The organism is Vicinamibacterales bacterium (assembly GCA_036012125.1).
In the GTDB taxonomy this organism is placed as follows: Bacteria; Acidobacteriota; Vicinamibacteria; order Vicinamibacterales; family UBA823; genus UBA11600.
Genome location: DASCOS010000013.1, coordinates 43546 through 60054 on the forward strand (window position 1 = coordinate 43546; position 16509 = coordinate 60054).

The window sequence follows — 16509 nt, forward strand, 5'->3', positions numbered from 1 at the left end:
TTGCTCCGGTAATTGATATCCTGTAGCCGTGCCTCGTTTAGTGCAGGTGGCAGTTCCGGTTCCGTTACGTAACCTCCTAACGTATAGCGTTCCTGATGGGTTGCCGATGCCCCCAATTGGGTCTCGGGTTTCTGTGCCGCTAGGCCCGAGGACGATGATTGGTTACGTCATTCAGAATGACGTTCCGATTCAATCGGCTTCTGACCGAGCGATCAAAGACATTTTGAAACAGGTCGACGATCAGCCGTTTCTTCCTCAAGCCGTCATAGATCTTGCACTATGGGCGGCGGACTATTACCTGTGTGGACCGGGTCAGGTTTTGGAGGTCGGTTTACCGCAGGGTAGAAGGTTAGCTCCTCGGACGTATCGTCATTTCACTTTGACAGCCAAGGGGCGAAGCTATGCCTGCGTAGACCCTGGCAACCGGAGTCCGACAACAGCAAAGAGGCTTGGTCCCAAACAGCGTCTTGCGCTCGATGCATTGGGCAAAGTGGGCGAGGGGCTCAGTCAGAGCGATCTCAATGGATGCGGCGTCTCAGTGTCCACACTCAAACGTCTGGCCGATATGGAGCTTGTGAGGATAGCGAATAGGCCAATTGCTGGAGATGAATTGAATGCTGACCCTGTTACTTCGAAGACGGAGTTTCAACTGACGCCCGACCAGGAAGCGGCGTTGGTGCGGCTTTTGTCCATACTTTCTACGGAGCGTTTTCAAACCGCTCTTTTGCATGGCATCACCGGAAGTGGCAAAACTGAGATTTACCTTCGGCTCGCCAAGGCAGCATTACATTCTGGAAGACGGGTGCTGATTCTCGTTCCGGAAATCGGTTTGACTTCAGCGTCGGCTAAAGCATTTCGTGGTCTTTTTGGATCAAGGGTGGCTATTCAGCATAGTGGTCTGTCGGCTAGGGAGCGTCATGCTCAATGGTCCCGAATACGTGCGGGAGACGTGGATCTTGTGGTTGGTACCCGCTCTGCTGTTTTTACCCCGCTGGATAACATTGGACTGGTTGTTGTGGATGAGGAACACGATGGGTCCTATAAACAGGAGGAGACTCCAAGATATCACGGCCGTGATGTGGCAATCATGAGGGCGAAGCAGGCCGGAGCTCTTGTAGTGCTTGGGTCTGCAACACCGTCACTTGAGAGTTATCACCATGCGATTCGAGGTCGGTATGAGCTGATTGCTCTAACGACGAGAATCTCGGACCAAGGACTTCCAGCCATACAAATAATTGATATGAAGGAGGAGTTCGCCGAGCAAGGGGGAGAGATGGTGCTTAGCCGCGCATTAGCATCCGGGATGCGCGATCGGCTGGACCGTCATGAGCAAGTCATTATCTTGCTGAATCGAAGAGGATTTGCAGCATCGGTCTTTTGCCGCGAATGCGGTGGCACAGCGGAGTGCCCGAATTGTAGCGTGTCGCTAACGATACACCGAACAAGTGGGCGAGTTCGTTGTCACTATTGTGGCCATTCCCGATTGGTGCCAACTCGATGCCCGGTATGCCAAGGTGAATATCTTGAATTCTCTGGGCTTGGTACGGAACGTGTCGAACTTGAGGTGCAACGGCACTGTCCAAAAGCCAAGGTTGCCCGCATGGATCGAGATACCATGGCACATCGGGGAGCCGCGGATGAACTGCTGACACGATTCGGACGAGGCGAGATTGACATACTGGTTGGCACCCAGATGGTCGCGAAAGGGCACGATTTTCCTAAAGTGACCCTCGTAGGAGTGGTATCGGCAGATGTTGGCTTGGGCGTAGCTGATTTTCGTGCTGGAGAGCGGACTTTTCAATTACTTACGCAGGTCGCCGGACGGGCGGGTCGAGGATCTCGGCCCGGGGAAACGATTGTGCAGACAATAAATCCAACTCATTACAGCATCCAACATGCATGTTTGCAGAGCTACGATGCTTTTTATCGGGAGGAACTTCAATTTCGTCAGGTGATGCGCTATCCCCCAACTCTGGGATTGATTAACCTTATTGTGAGTGGCCCTAGTGAGTCTGCAGCAATGCGTGACGGGTTTCAGCTTGTGAAGGCACTTCAGTGCCGAGGTCACACAGGATGGATTCTTGGACCCGCTCCTGCACCTCTCAGTCGATTAAAAGGGCAACATCGCGTGCAAATCCTTGCGAAAGGAGTTCATCGCACTCGGCTAAGGGAGATTGTTGAAACCGCCCTCGACCAACTCCCTCGCATTCGCCGGCGAATTAGTGTTGACGTTGACCCTGTGTTTGTCAGATGAGTAGAGAGCGCAGGTTTTTAGTCACGATTGTGAATCATGGATACTCAACAAGGTCCAACGGTTCAAGTGGTGTCGGTGTAAAGCAGAGGATGAGTATGAGAAAGGCTACGAACGCGACGGCAAGTCTTCTCTGATCGAGTGGTAGGTCCTCGTCAAGTGTAGGAGGATGGCGAGGTCCGAAGGCAATCAGCATCACAGTAAGCAAGACGGTCCAGACGAGCCAACTCCTAGACCAGAAGGTCAGTAGGACGGTGATACAGAGCGTGCTGAATGTGATGAGCGTAGAGCGCTTTCCGAATACCGCGTAAGTAAGGTGGCCACCATCTAATTGACCGATCGGAAAGAGGTTGAGAGCAGTCGCGAGTAATCCGAACCATGCGGCGAAGGCCATCGGGTGGAGATTTACGGAGTAACCCTCTGGCACGGTGCCGAAAATTAACCATGAGGTGAATTGGAACAGAAGTGGTTCGCCCAAGGAAAGGCCAGAGAAGTCGCGGGGTAAGGGTGTCAGTCGGGAGAGACTCAGGCCAGCGACCAATGTGGGCACGGCCACGACAAAACCAGCTAACGGTCCTGCGACACCAATGTCGAAGAGGATTGGCTTGGTTTGGATTGGTCCTCGAATTCGTATGAACGCGCCGAGGGTGCCAGTAAGAAAAATCGGTGCCGGGATAAAGTAGGGTAACGTTGCGCTGACGCCGTAGTGCCGGCAGGTCAGGTAATGACCAAATTCGTGGGCGCCTAGAATTGAGAGAATCGTCATACTGTACCAGAGTCCCTGAGGGTGCAGTAGGGACTCGGGGTCTATGTCCCGGACCCCAAAATCTGAGATGAAAGCTTGGTAATGACAGCCCCCGACTAGAGTTGTCGTAGCAAATGTGCCGAGAAATAGGAGCAGATGGAGATAGGGGCGAGGTCGACGTCCCTGAACTAGTTCGACAGTAGTGGTATCGGCCGACTGTCCTGTTTCTCGGTCTGAATTGGTAGAGGAGTCTAGTGGAGGCGGAAAATTATCCCGAGGGGAGGTCAAGACGTGGTTGCCGGCGGTGAGACGCCGATGTTCTGTAAGTCCTTGCCTGGCTTGAATCGGATGGTTCGGCCAGGGGGAATTCGAACTTCCTTACCCGTACGAGGGTTTCTCCCGATACCGCGCTTGCGAGGCTTCACTTGGAAGACCCCGAAGCCGCGGAGTTCGATTCTTTCCCCTCTGCGCATCGATTTGCGCATTGCTTCGAACACGGCGTCAACTGCAACTTCGGCCTTTACCTTGGTGATTCCTGCAGTCGCCGAAACTTTGTTCACGATGTCTACTTTAATCATGACTTATGAACTCACCACAGTGTGTAACTATCATAAATATGGTGACTTACGCTGTCAAGTAAAGACCTAACTGTTCCTAATTGTAACCACTATTGCCATGACAACTAAACGGAGGGGAGTTCTTCCATCAGTCGTGATCGCTGGCCGACCGAATGTTGGTAAATCTACTCTTTTTAACCGGATTACAAGGTCGCGAAAGGCGATTGTGACGACAACGCCAGGAACCACCAGAGACCTTGTGGCCGAGGATGCAGAATGGCGTGGGGTCAGCTTTCGCCTAGTTGATTCCGGTGGGATGTTCGGTGCGAGTGATGATCCGTTAGAGCTCAAAGTGCTTGAGCGGGGGCAGCTTGGGATTGATTCTGCCGATGTGATTGTCTTTGTCGTGGACGCACGGGAAGGGCTGGTGCCGCCTGACCACGCAGTGGCCGATTTAGTGCGAAAGGTCGGAGTTCCAGTGGTTTTGGCGGTTAACAAGCTCGATGATCGGCGTGCACGAAACCGGAGTTTTGAGTTTCTTCAATTAGGTTTCGATCTGGTCATGGAAGTGTCCGCAGAGCACGGAACCGGAACCGGTGATCTTCTGGATGTACTAGTCCGATTGCTTCAGGACAAACATCCGTCTGGGAGCTCTATTAGTGGCTCTGGAGTTAAAACAACGGATGACCGAAAGGAGACCGCAGTGGCGATTGTCGGTCGACCGAATGTCGGAAAATCCTCACTGGTGAATCGATTGTTACGTGAGGAGCGGGTTATGGTCAGTGATCGCCCGGGTACGACTCGTGACGCTGTAGACGAATTGTTGGTCTGGCGTGGCCGTCATTTTCGTATCGTGGATACCGCCGGCATTCGGCGACCAGGTCGGGTCGCAAAGGGCGGCAAGATTGAGTCGGTGAGTGTAGTTGTGTCCAAACGAGCTATTGAACGGGCAGATGTTGCGGTGCTTCTTATTGATGCAAAAGAAGGGGTTGCCGACCAAGACGCTGCAATTATCGGGGCAGCTGATAAAGCTGGATGTGGTGTCATCGTTGCTGTGAATAAATGGGACCTTATGAAAGGGATTAGTGAAGAGGGAGTGCGTGAGTTCGATGAGCTAGCTAAACGTCAGATGAAGTTTATGGATTACGCACCCTTTTTGCATATTTCGGCGCTAACGGGTGAGCGTGTGCCGAGACTGCTTGAAGCTGTTGATAAGGTATCCGAGGCTAGGCAACACCGCATACCAACAGGCGAACTTAATAGATTCTTTCAGGAAGTGACTGCGACCCATCCTCCGGTGAGTCCTGACCGGAGAGAGGTTCGGATACTCTATTCGGTTCAATCGGCCGTGGCTCCACCGACCTTTGTCTGTTTCACGAATGTTGCTACCAGATTTCATTTTTCTTATGATCGCTTTCTTATAAATAGACTCCGGGATGCCTTCGGTTACGAGGGTTCACCGATTCGTTTGCATGTGAGGCGGCGTCAAAAGTAGCGTAGGTCTGCATGCTATACTGATCTCTGAGGCTTCGACAGTGGACGGTAGTAAATCAATCAGAATTCCCAGACGCCCTTCTTTTAGGTCTTCAGAGGTATGTCAAATCGCTGAAATTAAACCCTATGTCTTACGATCGTGGGAGCAAGAATTTAGCGACCTCGGTAAGGCTAAAGGAAGCGGGCCTCGCGTCTATCGCCGTTCCGATGTTGAACGAGTCCTTCGTATAAAGCAGTTAACTTTTCATGAAGGTCTGACTCTAGCAGGCGCGAGACGCCGTTTGGATGAAGAGCAGGGTCTTCTAAATGAAGGTGAAGAGAATGGTGCGGTGTCTGTTAAGGCTGCTTCTGCATTACACAAGAAGTTGACCGAGATAGAGACAGGCCTTCGCGGCATTCTTGAGATGCTTGATAAGGATGTAAGTAGTCCGGGGCGATCGAAGTCCACGAAGCGAAGCCGTCAAAAGACAACGAGTCGTCGGAAGGCTAAGACGGTCAAGCGAAAACGGACTCGGAGCTGAAACTATCGGGGTTATGGTTCCAATAGCGGGATGTGGCGCAGTTTGGTAGCGCACCTGACTGGGGGTCAGGGGGTCGCTGGTTCAAATCCAGTCATCCCGACCAAGTCTGGAAGGGCCAAGGCGGTTTTCCGCTCTGGCCTTTTTCCTTTATGGTTTGATGAATCGTCGCCAAGATAGGGCCAAGGCGGTCCAAACCAAGATGCCGCCAGCCAGTGAGGCTAGGCCGGCTACAGTCTGGCCAACAATTCCATACACCTCATCGGTGTGAGCGTATCGGAGCCAAATCCGACCAATATGGTCGCTAATCACTCCCAAAATCGTTCTTACGAAATTGTGATGTTTGCTAGGATCGTGCCCTTTTGCTATAGTGTATCTATCCGAGAGTGATTGTTATCCGGTTTGCCCCTCCACTACCATCAAGAGTCCTTAAGCCTTAATTCTTAGTATCAAAAAGTTGAAGCACTAGTGGCCGCTATTGAGCTGCTTAGGGGCACCTATTTCAAATGCAAAATAGAATCGCGGTCGTGTACGGAGCATTGAATTGAGAAGTTTTAGCGAACGATTAATCGGGGCTGCCAGGCTCGACGTGGCTGTCTACGAAGAGGTTGAAGCTGATACCAGTGCCACGGGTCAGGCCATTGGTGTCGTGTTGTTGTCCAGCGTGGCAGGAGGCCTTGGCGCGCCAGCCTTGGCTGGAGCGGGTGTTAGTGGGTTCGTGCTCGGCGGCATTGCTGCATTGATCGGTTGGGGCACTTGGGCCTTTCTTACCTACATCATTGGCACTCGAGTGCTCGCTGAACCACAAACGCGTGCAGATGTAGGTGAGCTACTGCGGACCACGGGCTTCGCCCAGGCGCCGGGAATTCTCCGTGCCTTTGGAGGCATTGCCGGGTTGGGGCCTATCCTGCTTACCATAGTTTCTATATGGATGCTTGTTGCGATGGTGATTGCCGTTCGTCAAGCCTTAGATTATTCGACAACTGGTCGGGCGGTGGGTGTATGTCTAATCGGCTGGTTTATTTCAATTGTCACCAGCTTGGTCCTGATGAGCTTCTTAGGCCTCGGGGCCACGGCGGAGTCATAGGATGGGCGTGAAGGGTAGTGCTTAAACCTGAGCGGTCATCATGTCAGAAATTGTGTTCCTTATTTACGAGGACCAAAACCATCGCGGCAGCTGACGCCGCTGACGCGTTGGATTTTTTATATTGGCGTCACACTAAGAATGAACGACTGGAGTATCAACATGAGTATGACCGGAACAGTAAAGTGGTTTAACGATAGCAAGGGTTTTGGTTTTTTAACGCGTGATGATGGGGAGAAGGACGTATTTGTTCATCATTCCGCTATTCAAGGTGAGGGATTCAAGAGCCTTCAGGAGGGCGAGAAGGTCGAATTCGATGTGGTTCAAGGCACGAAGGGACCCGCGGCGGAAAACGTTGTAAAGGTTGGCGGATAGTCCCAGCGCAAGGTGCTCCGTACTGCGCTCATCATGCTTTGGGCGAGAACATCGATGACACCTTCAGGCAGGCTTAACTTGCCGATGCACTGGCGATGAGAACACTCGTCGCCGGTGCCTCGGTTACTGAATGAGCAGGCCCGGGCGCGATGAGTGCCCGGGTTCTGTTATTTCTAGACCCCACCTCGAAGTTCGAAATGTACCTCCATAAGAGCTGAAATATCAGCTGGTAGTTCCGTTGCGCCAGTGGGGTATCCGTTTTGCTTAAGCAGGTAGCTCACAATATCTCTGTATTCTGAAAGCTTTAGGAATCCTGGATCATTCGGCGGCATGGTGCTCACCAATAACTGTAAAAGATCCCCAAGTGGGCGACCGGACCATTCTTGTTGGAACGCGGATCCTCGAAACTCACGAGTGCGATGGCAGGCTTCACAAGTCCTTTCGAAGCTTTGTTGGCCCCTAACTGCCTGATTGTTTGTGAAGACGCCATCGGAGACGGATCGGGCAATAGGTGGAGTGGTTGGGTTCAGAGAGACGACTGTTGATGGGGCTGACGCACATCCCACCATACAGATCAGAGTGGTGAGCGTGAATGGTGCTGTGAGGGCAAAACCTTTCGAGTTGGCGACAGACATTAAGGTGTGAATCTCTAGGGCCTGAAGCGAACGTATTTAACCAGTCGTTGCCTACCGACCTCCCCAGAATAAATGTTTCCCTCAAAGTCTACGCCGAGAAATTCTACTCCGGTGCCGGTTGGCGCTTCGGAATCAGGAATAAAGGAGGTGACCCAACCTGTTTGAACGTCGCCGATCCGAATCCCACGCTCCCAGCCAGGGTTCCACTGGTCATTTGACATACCATCACCAGCGTAGATGGCGCCGTGTGAATCGACGACGACCGTGCTGGGCCTACCGAACTGAGTCCACACGGCGAGGAGTGCACCTTCCTGATCAAAGATTTGCACGCGGTTGTTTCCCCGGTCTGCAACGATTATTCGGCCCTCGGAATCAATCGTTATGTCATGCGGGTCGTTAAATTTCCCCGGGTCGCCACTCCGTGCCTCAACGCCACCCCCCACTTCGAGAAGGAATTCACCGTCTTTTGAAAACTTCACAATCCGGTTGTTTCCCCCGCGGTGTCCATCACTGATCCATATCACGCCGCTGGGTGCAACGACGACACCAGCAGGTCCATTGAAGTGGTTAGGTCCGTAGCCTGAAACAGCCGCCTCGCCAAGAGTCATTACGACTTCGCCATCTTGGTCTAGTTTGAACACTTGATGTCCTAATCCGCGTTTCAATCCCTCGACTTCCCGTGCATCGCCTGCCGGTGCACCTTCAGTTACCCATAGATACCCTTCGTGATCGAGAAAGAAACCATGCGGAAAGGAGAACATGCCTGCACCGAAGCTCTTGACGACGTTACCATCGAGGTCGAATTTGAAGATAGCGTCCTGATCTGAATTGGCACAGTGATTTGCTCCGCATCTGGAGAGAATCCAGAGGTGCCTACCGTCTGGGTCAGGGAAAATACCACTTGGAACACCGAGCTTCCACCCGTTGGGCATTGACTCCCATCCGTGGACCGCATGATATGGATTATTCGCGACCGATTGGGCTTTCAGTTGAGTGACGCCAATGGTGGTGAATCCCACAATGCAAAGCGCTAAGAAGAGCGTAGTGTGACTATGCCGCAACATAACTATCTCCTTTTTACTCAAGGAAGGCGAAGGGCTACGAGCGACCCTGGCTGGTTTCGTCCTGCAATCTGTACGACAATGTGTTGTCGCTCATTATGCATGTAGGTCATCATTCCGTACTGGCCAGAAGCTGGCAATTCGACTGCGCCAAGTCGTGCACCGGTTGACTTATCGATTGCTCGGAGTAAGGGCTGGCCAGCAGTGCCTTCAGCATGAATTAATAGACTTGCCGTAACCATCGTCACCGGATGCGATGTTACACCGGTATTTGGTAGCGGAACGTCTTTGAGGGCGGGGTGATTCGTGATTCGATCAGGTGTATCTCCATTAGGAATCCACCACAAATGTTCACCCGTGTTCATGTCAATGGCCGTGATTCGACTATACGGAGGCTTAAAGATTGGTAGTCCTTGTGGGCCACGAAAGTTTCCCCTGTTAATAACTGCATAATCCGAGATGGTCTTGCCCGTGGTCTTTGGATCGTCTGGCTCGTCAATCTCATGCCCTGGGACAATATTTTCAGACCGACATCCAGTCAATGAGCCAACGTAGAGGATACCGGTCTCAGGGTCGGCCGAGGTCGGGCCGAAGATGTTGGTTGCGCCGCTTGGGCAACTAACAAACGAACGGAGCCCTGATGGGTGTCCAGTTTGTATCGGAGGATTAAAGATTGGTCCAATCCGATAGTTCTTAATGATCTCTAGTGCTTCTTGGCGAAGTTCGGGAGTGAAGTCGATGAGGTCGGATTCAGTTAGGCCTTGCATGTCATAGGCCAATGGCCAGGTTGGAAAGGGTTGAGTGGGGGAGAGCTGTTCGCCTGGCACTTCTGATCTGGGCACTTCTCGTTCCTCGATTGGCCAAATCGGTTCTCCGGTCTCTCGGTCAAAAGTGTAAGCCCAACCCTGTTTCGTAGTCTGCACAACGATGGGTTTTGACTGTCCATCGACGGTGACGTTCAAGAGTACTGGGGCTGTAGGATTATCGAAGTTCCAGATGTCATGGTGAACTAATTGATAGTGCCAGACCCGATGGCCCGTTCTAACGTCTAGGGCGAGAAGGCTTGTGCCAAACAGATTGTCTCCTGGGCGAAATCCACCGTAAAAGTCGATTGTCGGCGGATTGGTTGGGATATAGACGATGCCCCGGTCCGGATCGGCTGACATCGGAGCCCATGAGGACACGTCACCTACCGTCTGCCAGGCGTCGTTTTCCCAGGTGTCGTGCCCAAATTCTCCCGGACGAGGAATCACGTGAAACTTCCACAGGTGTTCTCCCGTACGGGCATCGTAGGCCAGAATGTCACCGGGGATATTCTCGATACGAGTTTGGTAGTAGCCCTGCTCGTGAACATTACTTACGATGATTACTCCGTTGACCACAATTGGCGGTGACGAACTGCTCAGATTGCCAAGTTCGCGGGGAATTCCATGATCGGGATCGTAGGTGTAACCAGAATCAAGCCATGGAGCCCAGTCCGCTACGAGGTCCGGAAGCAGGTCCACGACGCCGCCCTCTGGAAAACCAGCTAACGGGACTGCCTGTCCCCAGTCCTCTAGGTGGCGGCCGGTTTTCGCGTCGAGTGCGTGAAGAAAGAACGCTGGGCTGCTAGCGAAGATGACTCCTCGACCATCGACCTCTCCATAGGCAACACCCTTACCGTAATTATTTCGCATGCCTCGGTCGTAACGTGTGGTGTGTGGTTCGCGGTAGGTCCACACCGTCTCCCCGGTGGCAGGGTCAACTGCGGCGATGGTTCGACGCTGCCCAGCAACGGTATACAGAAGGCCATCAACATAAATCGGAGTCGATCGAAACACGTAGTCAACACTGGGACCGAAGTTATCCCCGCGCCATATCCAGGCGACCTCGAGGTCTTCAAAGTTGCTAGCGTCGACCTGATCGAGCGGTGAATATCGAGTGTGTGCTGCATCTCCACCGATGTAGCGCCAGTCCCCTGCAATAGGGTCCTGGCTCTGAGCCACGGCTAGGTTCGCTGTTCCACAAAAAAGAATCAGAATGAGCAGCCAGGAGGTAATGATTTTCTGTTGTATTACAACAGCAGTTGACTTCATGATCATCGTCGGTCCTTCATCATCTTACGATTCACGGTGCGATCCTGTCGGCCAGAATTATACTCGGGCGCAGCCTACTTCAACATTTCGGGGGGTGGGATTCTGTCTAGTAACGTTAATCCTCGTCCCGGATCGATTCGGACAATAGTGTAGGTAATGGATTCTGGGATGTCTGAAAAATAGTGTGGCGTGCCAGCAGGGATAATAATGATGTCACCCTTGTTTACCTGGCGAACCATCCCACCTTCCATGCCAGTGCCCGTCGAGCCGGGTCCCGACAACATGCGTCTCAGAGCCGTGTTCTCACGAGCTCGCGGTGCGATGAGTCGGCCGCCGGTTACCAGTGTTGCTGAGCCCTCAACGATGCTGTAGACCTCGGTCACTTCGCTGTGAATCGTACCCGCCACCACGTTTGCTGACGGGCCTCGCCCAACAATCGCTACGCCAACATGGTATCCACCAGCATCGATGGTACGCATGGGTGAGTCAGTTATTCCTTGGGCGACTGCGATATCTAGAGTTTCTTGAAGCTCGGAGTTTGTTACGGTCACGGCAGGAATTGATACTGAGCTGACTTGCGCGATTAGAACTAGAAATGCAAGCAGGTTCACCATGTCACTCTCCTTTTATCGAGCCGGTAACACACAATCTGCGTCGTCCATCCCTTGACGCTTTACATCGGCGACCTGAAGTTCAACTAGGCTCAGCCAATACAGGCAAATACGCTACACTTGAAAGATGTCTGAGCGAACTCTTAATAGAAGTCTTCAACGACGAACCGATGCGACGATGGTAATTTGTTGATACCGTCTTTCTTTCGCAGTCTAGCCAGTATGATAGCCCGAATGCCATCAATCTGTTGGATCCAGCAATTACTCCGTTCAGTTCTGGTGTTCTGCATACTGATTCTAGTAAACGCGCCTCTCTTGGCGCGGCAAATCGATCCTCAAAGGTCTGGACCTACTAAGAGTTCGGCGTCTAAACCGGAGAGACGGTCCCTGAATGAAGAACAGGGTCGCGTTGTTGCTGAAGACGACCGGCTTCGTGTGAAGGTCCGTTTCATGGCCGCATATGGCCATGATTCAGCACAGGCATCATTAGGACTCGAGAAGCAAGGACGGGTTGGGTACGCCATTGTCAACCTCTCAGGCAGTATTAGCGAACGATTGTCGTATGTATTTGAAATTAATCCGATAACGGAAACGAGCGCATTGCCTGCGTGCGGTGAGAAAAACTTTTTCTTTCCAAATAGTCCAGATGCAATCGGGCCAACCGTTGGTTGCGATCCAGATGGACGAACGCGTGTTGACGACTATCGGTTTCTTGCGCTTGACCTAGTTAACCAGCAGGGAGCACTGCGTCAGGCCTACCTTTCATATGAACCGAGTTTCACCAAAGTTAAATTTGGGCGCTTTATGCTGCCGATTGGCTTTCATTGGGAAGATGCAGGCTCGTTTACTTCAAAAGATGCGACCCATATACAGCGCATTAATGCTGAATCAAATTTCGGCACTGTAATTTCACTGGTGGCTGGTGAAGATAGTGGTCGCGATACCCCTCTAGCCACGCTTAACCTGGCTGGGTTCTTAGGCGATGGTAATCGACAGTCTGATTACGACTATTTCTATTTTCTGAATCCAGATTTGGACACAAATTCTGCCTTAACGGTATTACTTTCTGGTGCCTTTGCCCCGTATCCGGGAATTGAGGTGCGTGGTGCTGTTAAGCGAGGGTTCAGCGGCTCCAAAGTGGAACGTTTACCAAACTACTTTGCGAGTAAACGACATGACTCGGCCGTGGTGCTCTCAGCTCGCTATTCTCCTGTTAGGTTTTTAACCGCCTTTGGTGAGTGGGCAAATTACACGTGGGGCCCAACAGAGACTTCAGCGCAGATGTTAGGCTTCGGTACCGCGCCAATTAAGAAATCAGGCTATTACGGGGGGATTGATAGTTTTATCCCGGTAACGGAGAACTTGAAGATCGGCACGGTGATCACACGTGAGGAGTTATCAAGAGATGATTCCTTGATTAAATATCTTTCTGAACAAGAACTCCTTAAGGTGTCAATGGGTAAGAAGGAACGCTCAACGGTATTTCGCATGTATGCGGATTTTGGTGAAGTTGTAACCTTGGCGTTTTATCGTAATTTAATGTCGAATCCATTCCCCTGGGTCTCAGGCATTGATCCAATTGACGGACCCCGAGCTTTTACCGGCCGAGGCACCGATAAGTGGGGACTTGTCGTCAGATTCAATCTGGAGTGAGGTTGGGGCGCAACGACCTTTATGTAGCGAGCGTTCGGGCTAATTGTTTTGTGAGGGCCCTCTTGGCTGCTGAGATCACTTTTATCGCTGGGAGAGTTCTAAGGCAGCGAAAATCCCCAGGTTCACAGTGTCGTTGATCGCAAGGGCGACACGGTAACTCCCCAACGTCGACTGACTCTGTAATTAGAGCAGGACTCCTCCACGGTGAGGACCTTGTGGCCAGTGTTGGCCCATAGATACCCACAATAGGTGTTGTGGTGGTCGCGGCTATATGAAGGGGACCGCTGTCGCCGCCAATGAACAAAGCTGCCCTAATAATCAGTGACTGCAATTCAGCTACACCAAAGTGATCTGCTGAAGTTACCAACGGCGTAGCCCTTCCAGTTCTTGCGTGTACTTCAGTGATAATCTGATTCGTTGTAGACGGATCGGACGGGTCAGAAGTCACAACGAATCGCAGCTCTGGGTCAAAGGCGGCAAGGTTGACGATTGTTTCTATGAAGAATTCAATGGGCCATTGCCGGAAGGGAGTACCGACTCTCACATGAATGACTACGAAACCTTTTGTTTTGTCACGTACTAAACGTCGACAAGCGATCGTTTTACGGATTAGTTCAGCAGTGATCAGTTTTTTATAAACCGAGAGTGCCGTTTCTATATTTCCGTTCATTTCAACGGGATCGCGTTCTGGGTCAGGCCTTGCGGCGAGGCTCTTGTCGAGGGAAGAGAGTAGGTCCCACTGATTCATAACCGAGTGACGTGGCTCTGTTTGGACTGGTCTTCTGACGAGATGTGTATATGGCCAACGTCTGTAGGGCATCGAATATCCGATTCGAGTCTGAGCGCGGGTTACCCAGGTCAACCAGTTCCCGCGCGGCCCTCCATGAAAATCAATGACTGCGTCAAAGCGTGCGGCGCGAAGTCTTTGCGCAAGTTGTAAGTCGTATATTAGGCGTCGAAATCCCCGAGGTCGCTCGGCGATGATCAGTTTTGTGAGGTGTTGGTTCTCGGATAAGACAGGGGCAGCGGCACGTTCAACAAGGTAGACCAGTTCAGCGTCTGGAAACCGTTGCCTTAGTGCTCGAATAGCCGGGGTTGTAAAGACTACATCGCCAATAAGACGTAAACGAATTAGGAGAATCTTCACAGCTCGATCGTGGTGCGAATCGATTTCTATATGTTCATTGAGATTGTGTTAAGCCAGTCTCGATAGGACCCGAAGGAAATGATCGATGTCGTCTTGATTATTAAACATTCCAACACTTGCACGAATTTGTGTTTCCTTTTCGCGAAAAGAGACACTAATGTTCTCTTCGTCAAGAACGCGTCGGATGAGTCCAGGGTCGAGGCCGTGATCGAAACTGGTAATACAGGATGGATTATTGGCAGGAGTAAACATGCTGTAGCCCAATTTGGCGATACCATTTCGAAGAGTCTGAGCCAGTGCCACGGTGTGCGCCTCGATGCGACTCAGTCCAACCTGGTTAATGTAGCCAAGTGCAGCATTTAATTGTGCAACAGCACCGTAGATGAGTCCTGCGTACTCGTATTTTTCGGCTGAAGTCTTTAGCTCAAAATTATAATTCGGCAGTGACCTGGAAACTTGATTGTGTCCGAATCTGTCTGGTGTGATGCGGTCAAGATGTTCTTCGCGAACGAAGAAGGGAGCAGCTCCCCAGCTCGCGAGTAGATACTTATACGAGTTGGCGCAGACAAAATCCGCTCCGGTTTCACGAAGGTTGGTCGGAAAAGAGCCCAAGGCTTGAATTCCGTCTGCAAAGAGAAATCCCCCGTTGGCATGGATAAGCTCTGCTAGGGCAGGAAGATTGTGTCGGTATCCATTACGATTGGAAACCCAGGCTACTGAAATGAGACGAGTACGTGCATCAGTCCTCGATTCGAAGTCTTGAATTCGGGAGCGACCATTCGTATGCGGAACGATACGCAGTTCGATGCCCTTTGCCTGTTCTAGCCAACGGTATAGGACGAATGAGGTAATAAAGTGTAGTTCGTCAATGACGACGTTATCGCCAGCCTTTAGATCGATGGCGCTGGTTACGATATTTTCTGCGTCACTCGTCGAGAAAAGAAGAGCCACTTCGTCTCTGGTAGCGCCAAATAGTTCAGCGAACTTCACGCGCGTAGCTTCCTTTATCTCCATGGAAATGCCGAGACCCTTCGCAGGCGTTAGCTGTTGTTCATTGGCATATTTAATGGCGGCCTCATGGACGACACGTGGAAAGGGCCCTACGTAAGAGGTATTCAGATATGTCTGATTCTGGGTAACAGCAAAATCATCTCGGATACCTAGTGGATTTCTTTTAATAGACATTGTCGAATTCATTTTCGGGGATGATAAAGGTGTTAGTCCTAAAGCGCCTGTAGTCTTTAGAAAGTGGCGACGGTCAACATTAGTCATGGCATTTCCCTGTCGAGTTTGCGTTGAAGGTTACTTAGAACGCCGCAAAAAAATTCGTCAGCCACGAAGCTCAAAAAGGTGATTTGTCCAGCGGTCCTATGACTGTGAGTAGCACGTCAACAATCACGCCGAACTGATAACGATTACGAATCCAATTGTATACAATTTAAATTTGATTGTGTTCAGTGGCTTGGACAATGCCCTCGAAATGCTACCTACTCTATTCCGCAGGTTTTCATGACTACGCTAGACTGTCAGTTAGAGGGACAAGGTTGGAGACCGTGAGGCGTAATGTGGATTTGAGAGTTAGTTGGTCATATAGATATTGATATTGAGGGTGATTTGGGCATGTTATCAATCGGAGTGGCCCTGCGAGGCAAGAGACGGAAGTTTGTTTTTATTGGTGTTTTCCTTGCGGGTTGCATCATTACCGGAGTTCTTTCGAGGGCTCCGATACTTACTTGGCTAGGAGGACAGCTGATACGGAGCGATAACCTTGAGCAATCTGACGCGATTGTCATTCTGTCCGGGGGTGAGTTTGCTGAACGGGAGATTGAGGGCGCCGATCTATATCGGGCAGGATTTGCTCCCAGAGTAGCGATTTCTGTAGGTCGAGAGGCTCCAGGAGCAAAAGAGTTGGCACGGCGAGGGGTTGGTCTTTCTGATCTCTTGGAAATCCGCCTTTACCATCTCGAAGGCTTAGGCGTGCCTCGGTCAGCGATCTCCTTACTTCCTGGGCGAGCCAGCTCCACTCGAGACGAAGCCGTTATGGCCGCAGAATGGTCCGAGGCGAATGATGTCACGAGTCTCATCGTCGTTACTTCGGCGTATCACACCGCTCGAGCTGGGTTTATCTTTGAACGGATATTCGATCGTCAGCCTGTGAGAATATCGCTTCGCCCGTCTGGCGCCGATGATTTCAGAGCTGATTCATGGTGGAAAGAGCGGACGACCTTGCGTAACGGAATTTTTGAGCTGCAGCGGACGCTGTTCTATTGGTTAGCGTATTAGAGTTCCTGCTTGGATGTAGT

The 16509-nt window shown here is 51.4% G+C and carries 15 protein-coding genes and 1 tRNA gene; 8 read left to right on the forward strand and 8 right to left on the reverse strand.

Annotation, left to right across the window (positions count from 1 at the left end):
* Positions 1-28: 28 nt before the first annotated feature.
* Positions 29-2254 (forward strand): primosomal protein N', encoded by a 2226-nt coding sequence (gene priA, locus QGH09_05395; protein ID HJO17615.1) that lies wholly within the window; start codon positions 29-31, stop codon positions 2252-2254.
* Positions 2255-2288: 34 nt separating this feature from the next.
* Here the strand turns inward: priA and QGH09_05400 are convergent, their stop codons facing one another.
* Positions 2289-3017 (reverse strand): site-2 protease family protein, encoded by a 729-nt coding sequence (locus QGH09_05400; protein ID HJO17616.1) that lies wholly within the window; start codon positions 3015-3017, stop codon positions 2289-2291.
* A gap of 263 nt (positions 3018-3280) precedes the next feature.
* Entirely contained in the window at positions 3281-3574 is a 294-nt protein-coding gene (locus QGH09_05405) for an HU family DNA-binding protein (protein HJO17617.1), read from the reverse strand.
* Between the two features lie 97 nt (positions 3575-3671).
* On the opposite strand from QGH09_05405, the gene der reads away from it, so the two are divergent.
* From der to QGH09_05420, 3 genes are all read left to right on the forward strand, one after another.
* Positions 3672-5048: a ribosome biogenesis GTPase Der gene (gene der / locus QGH09_05410; GenBank protein ID HJO17618.1), complete on the forward strand. Its 1377-nt coding sequence runs from the start codon at positions 3672-3674 to the stop codon at positions 5046-5048.
* A gap of 280 nt (positions 5049-5328) precedes the next feature.
* Entirely contained in the window at positions 5329-5568 is a 240-nt protein-coding gene (locus QGH09_05415) for a hypothetical protein (GenBank protein HJO17619.1), read from the forward strand.
* A 26-nt stretch (positions 5569-5594) separates the two neighbouring features.
* Positions 5595-5671: transfer RNA gene (locus tag QGH09_05420), tRNA-Pro, on the forward strand.
* 44 nt (positions 5672-5715) lie between these two features.
* On the opposite strand, the gene QGH09_05425 is transcribed toward QGH09_05420, so the two are convergent.
* On the reverse strand, positions 5716-5877 hold the full coding sequence (locus tag QGH09_05425) for a hypothetical protein (protein ID HJO17620.1): 162 nt from the start codon (positions 5875-5877) through the stop codon (positions 5716-5718).
* A gap of 232 nt (positions 5878-6109) precedes the next feature.
* Here QGH09_05425 and QGH09_05430 point away from each other — a divergent pair, with 232 nt between their 5' ends.
* Both QGH09_05430 and QGH09_05435 read left to right on the forward strand, forming a co-directional pair.
* Positions 6110-6652, forward strand: a complete 543-nt coding sequence (locus tag QGH09_05430; GenBank protein ID HJO17621.1) for a hypothetical protein — start codon at positions 6110-6112, stop codon at positions 6650-6652.
* Positions 6653-6811: 159 nt separating this feature from the next.
* Positions 6812-7024 carry a cold shock domain-containing protein gene (locus tag QGH09_05435; GenBank protein HJO17622.1) on the forward strand — a complete coding sequence of 71 codons (213 nt, stop codon included), beginning with the start codon at positions 6812-6814 and terminating at the stop codon, positions 7022-7024.
* A 649-nt stretch (positions 7025-7673) separates the two neighbouring features.
* Here QGH09_05435 and QGH09_05440 read toward each other — a convergent pair.
* The 3 genes from QGH09_05440 to QGH09_05450 all read right to left on the reverse strand — a co-directional run bounded on the left by QGH09_05440 (position 7674) and on the right by QGH09_05450 (position 11409).
* The gene (locus tag QGH09_05440) at positions 7674-8723 is read right to left on the reverse strand and encodes a peptidyl-alpha-hydroxyglycine alpha-amidating lyase family protein (GenBank protein ID HJO17623.1); all 1050 of its coding nucleotides are present in this window, start codon (positions 8721-8723) and stop codon (positions 7674-7676) included.
* A 17-nt stretch (positions 8724-8740) separates the two neighbouring features.
* Positions 8741-10795 (reverse strand): PQQ-binding-like beta-propeller repeat protein, encoded by a 2055-nt coding sequence (locus tag QGH09_05445; GenBank protein ID HJO17624.1) that lies wholly within the window; start codon positions 10793-10795, stop codon positions 8741-8743.
* A gap of 74 nt (positions 10796-10869) precedes the next feature.
* The gene (locus tag QGH09_05450) at positions 10870-11409 is read right to left on the reverse strand and encodes a hypothetical protein (protein HJO17625.1); all 540 of its coding nucleotides are present in this window, start codon (positions 11407-11409) and stop codon (positions 10870-10872) included.
* A 231-nt stretch (positions 11410-11640) separates the two neighbouring features.
* On the opposite strand from QGH09_05450, the gene QGH09_05455 reads away from it, so the two are divergent.
* Positions 11641-13059, forward strand: coding sequence for a hypothetical protein (locus QGH09_05455; protein ID HJO17626.1), 1419 nt, complete (start codon positions 11641-11643; stop codon positions 13057-13059).
* 19 nt (positions 13060-13078) lie between these two features.
* Here the strand turns inward: QGH09_05455 and QGH09_05460 are convergent, their stop codons facing one another.
* Together QGH09_05460 and QGH09_05465 are read right to left on the reverse strand one after the other, a co-directional pair.
* The gene (locus QGH09_05460; protein ID HJO17627.1) at positions 13079-14206 is read right to left on the reverse strand and encodes a glycosyltransferase family 9 protein; all 1128 of its coding nucleotides are present in this window, start codon (positions 14204-14206) and stop codon (positions 13079-13081) included.
* Between the two features lie 48 nt (positions 14207-14254).
* A complete protein-coding gene (locus QGH09_05465; GenBank protein HJO17628.1) occupies positions 14255-15391 on the reverse strand; it encodes an aminotransferase class V-fold PLP-dependent enzyme in 1137 nt (378 codons plus the stop codon).
* 435 nt (positions 15392-15826) lie between these two features.
* Here QGH09_05465 and QGH09_05470 point away from each other — a divergent pair, with 435 nt between their 5' ends.
* Entirely contained in the window at positions 15827-16489 is a 663-nt protein-coding gene (locus QGH09_05470) for a YdcF family protein (GenBank protein ID HJO17629.1), read from the forward strand.
* The last annotated feature ends 20 nt before the right edge of the window (positions 16490-16509 follow it).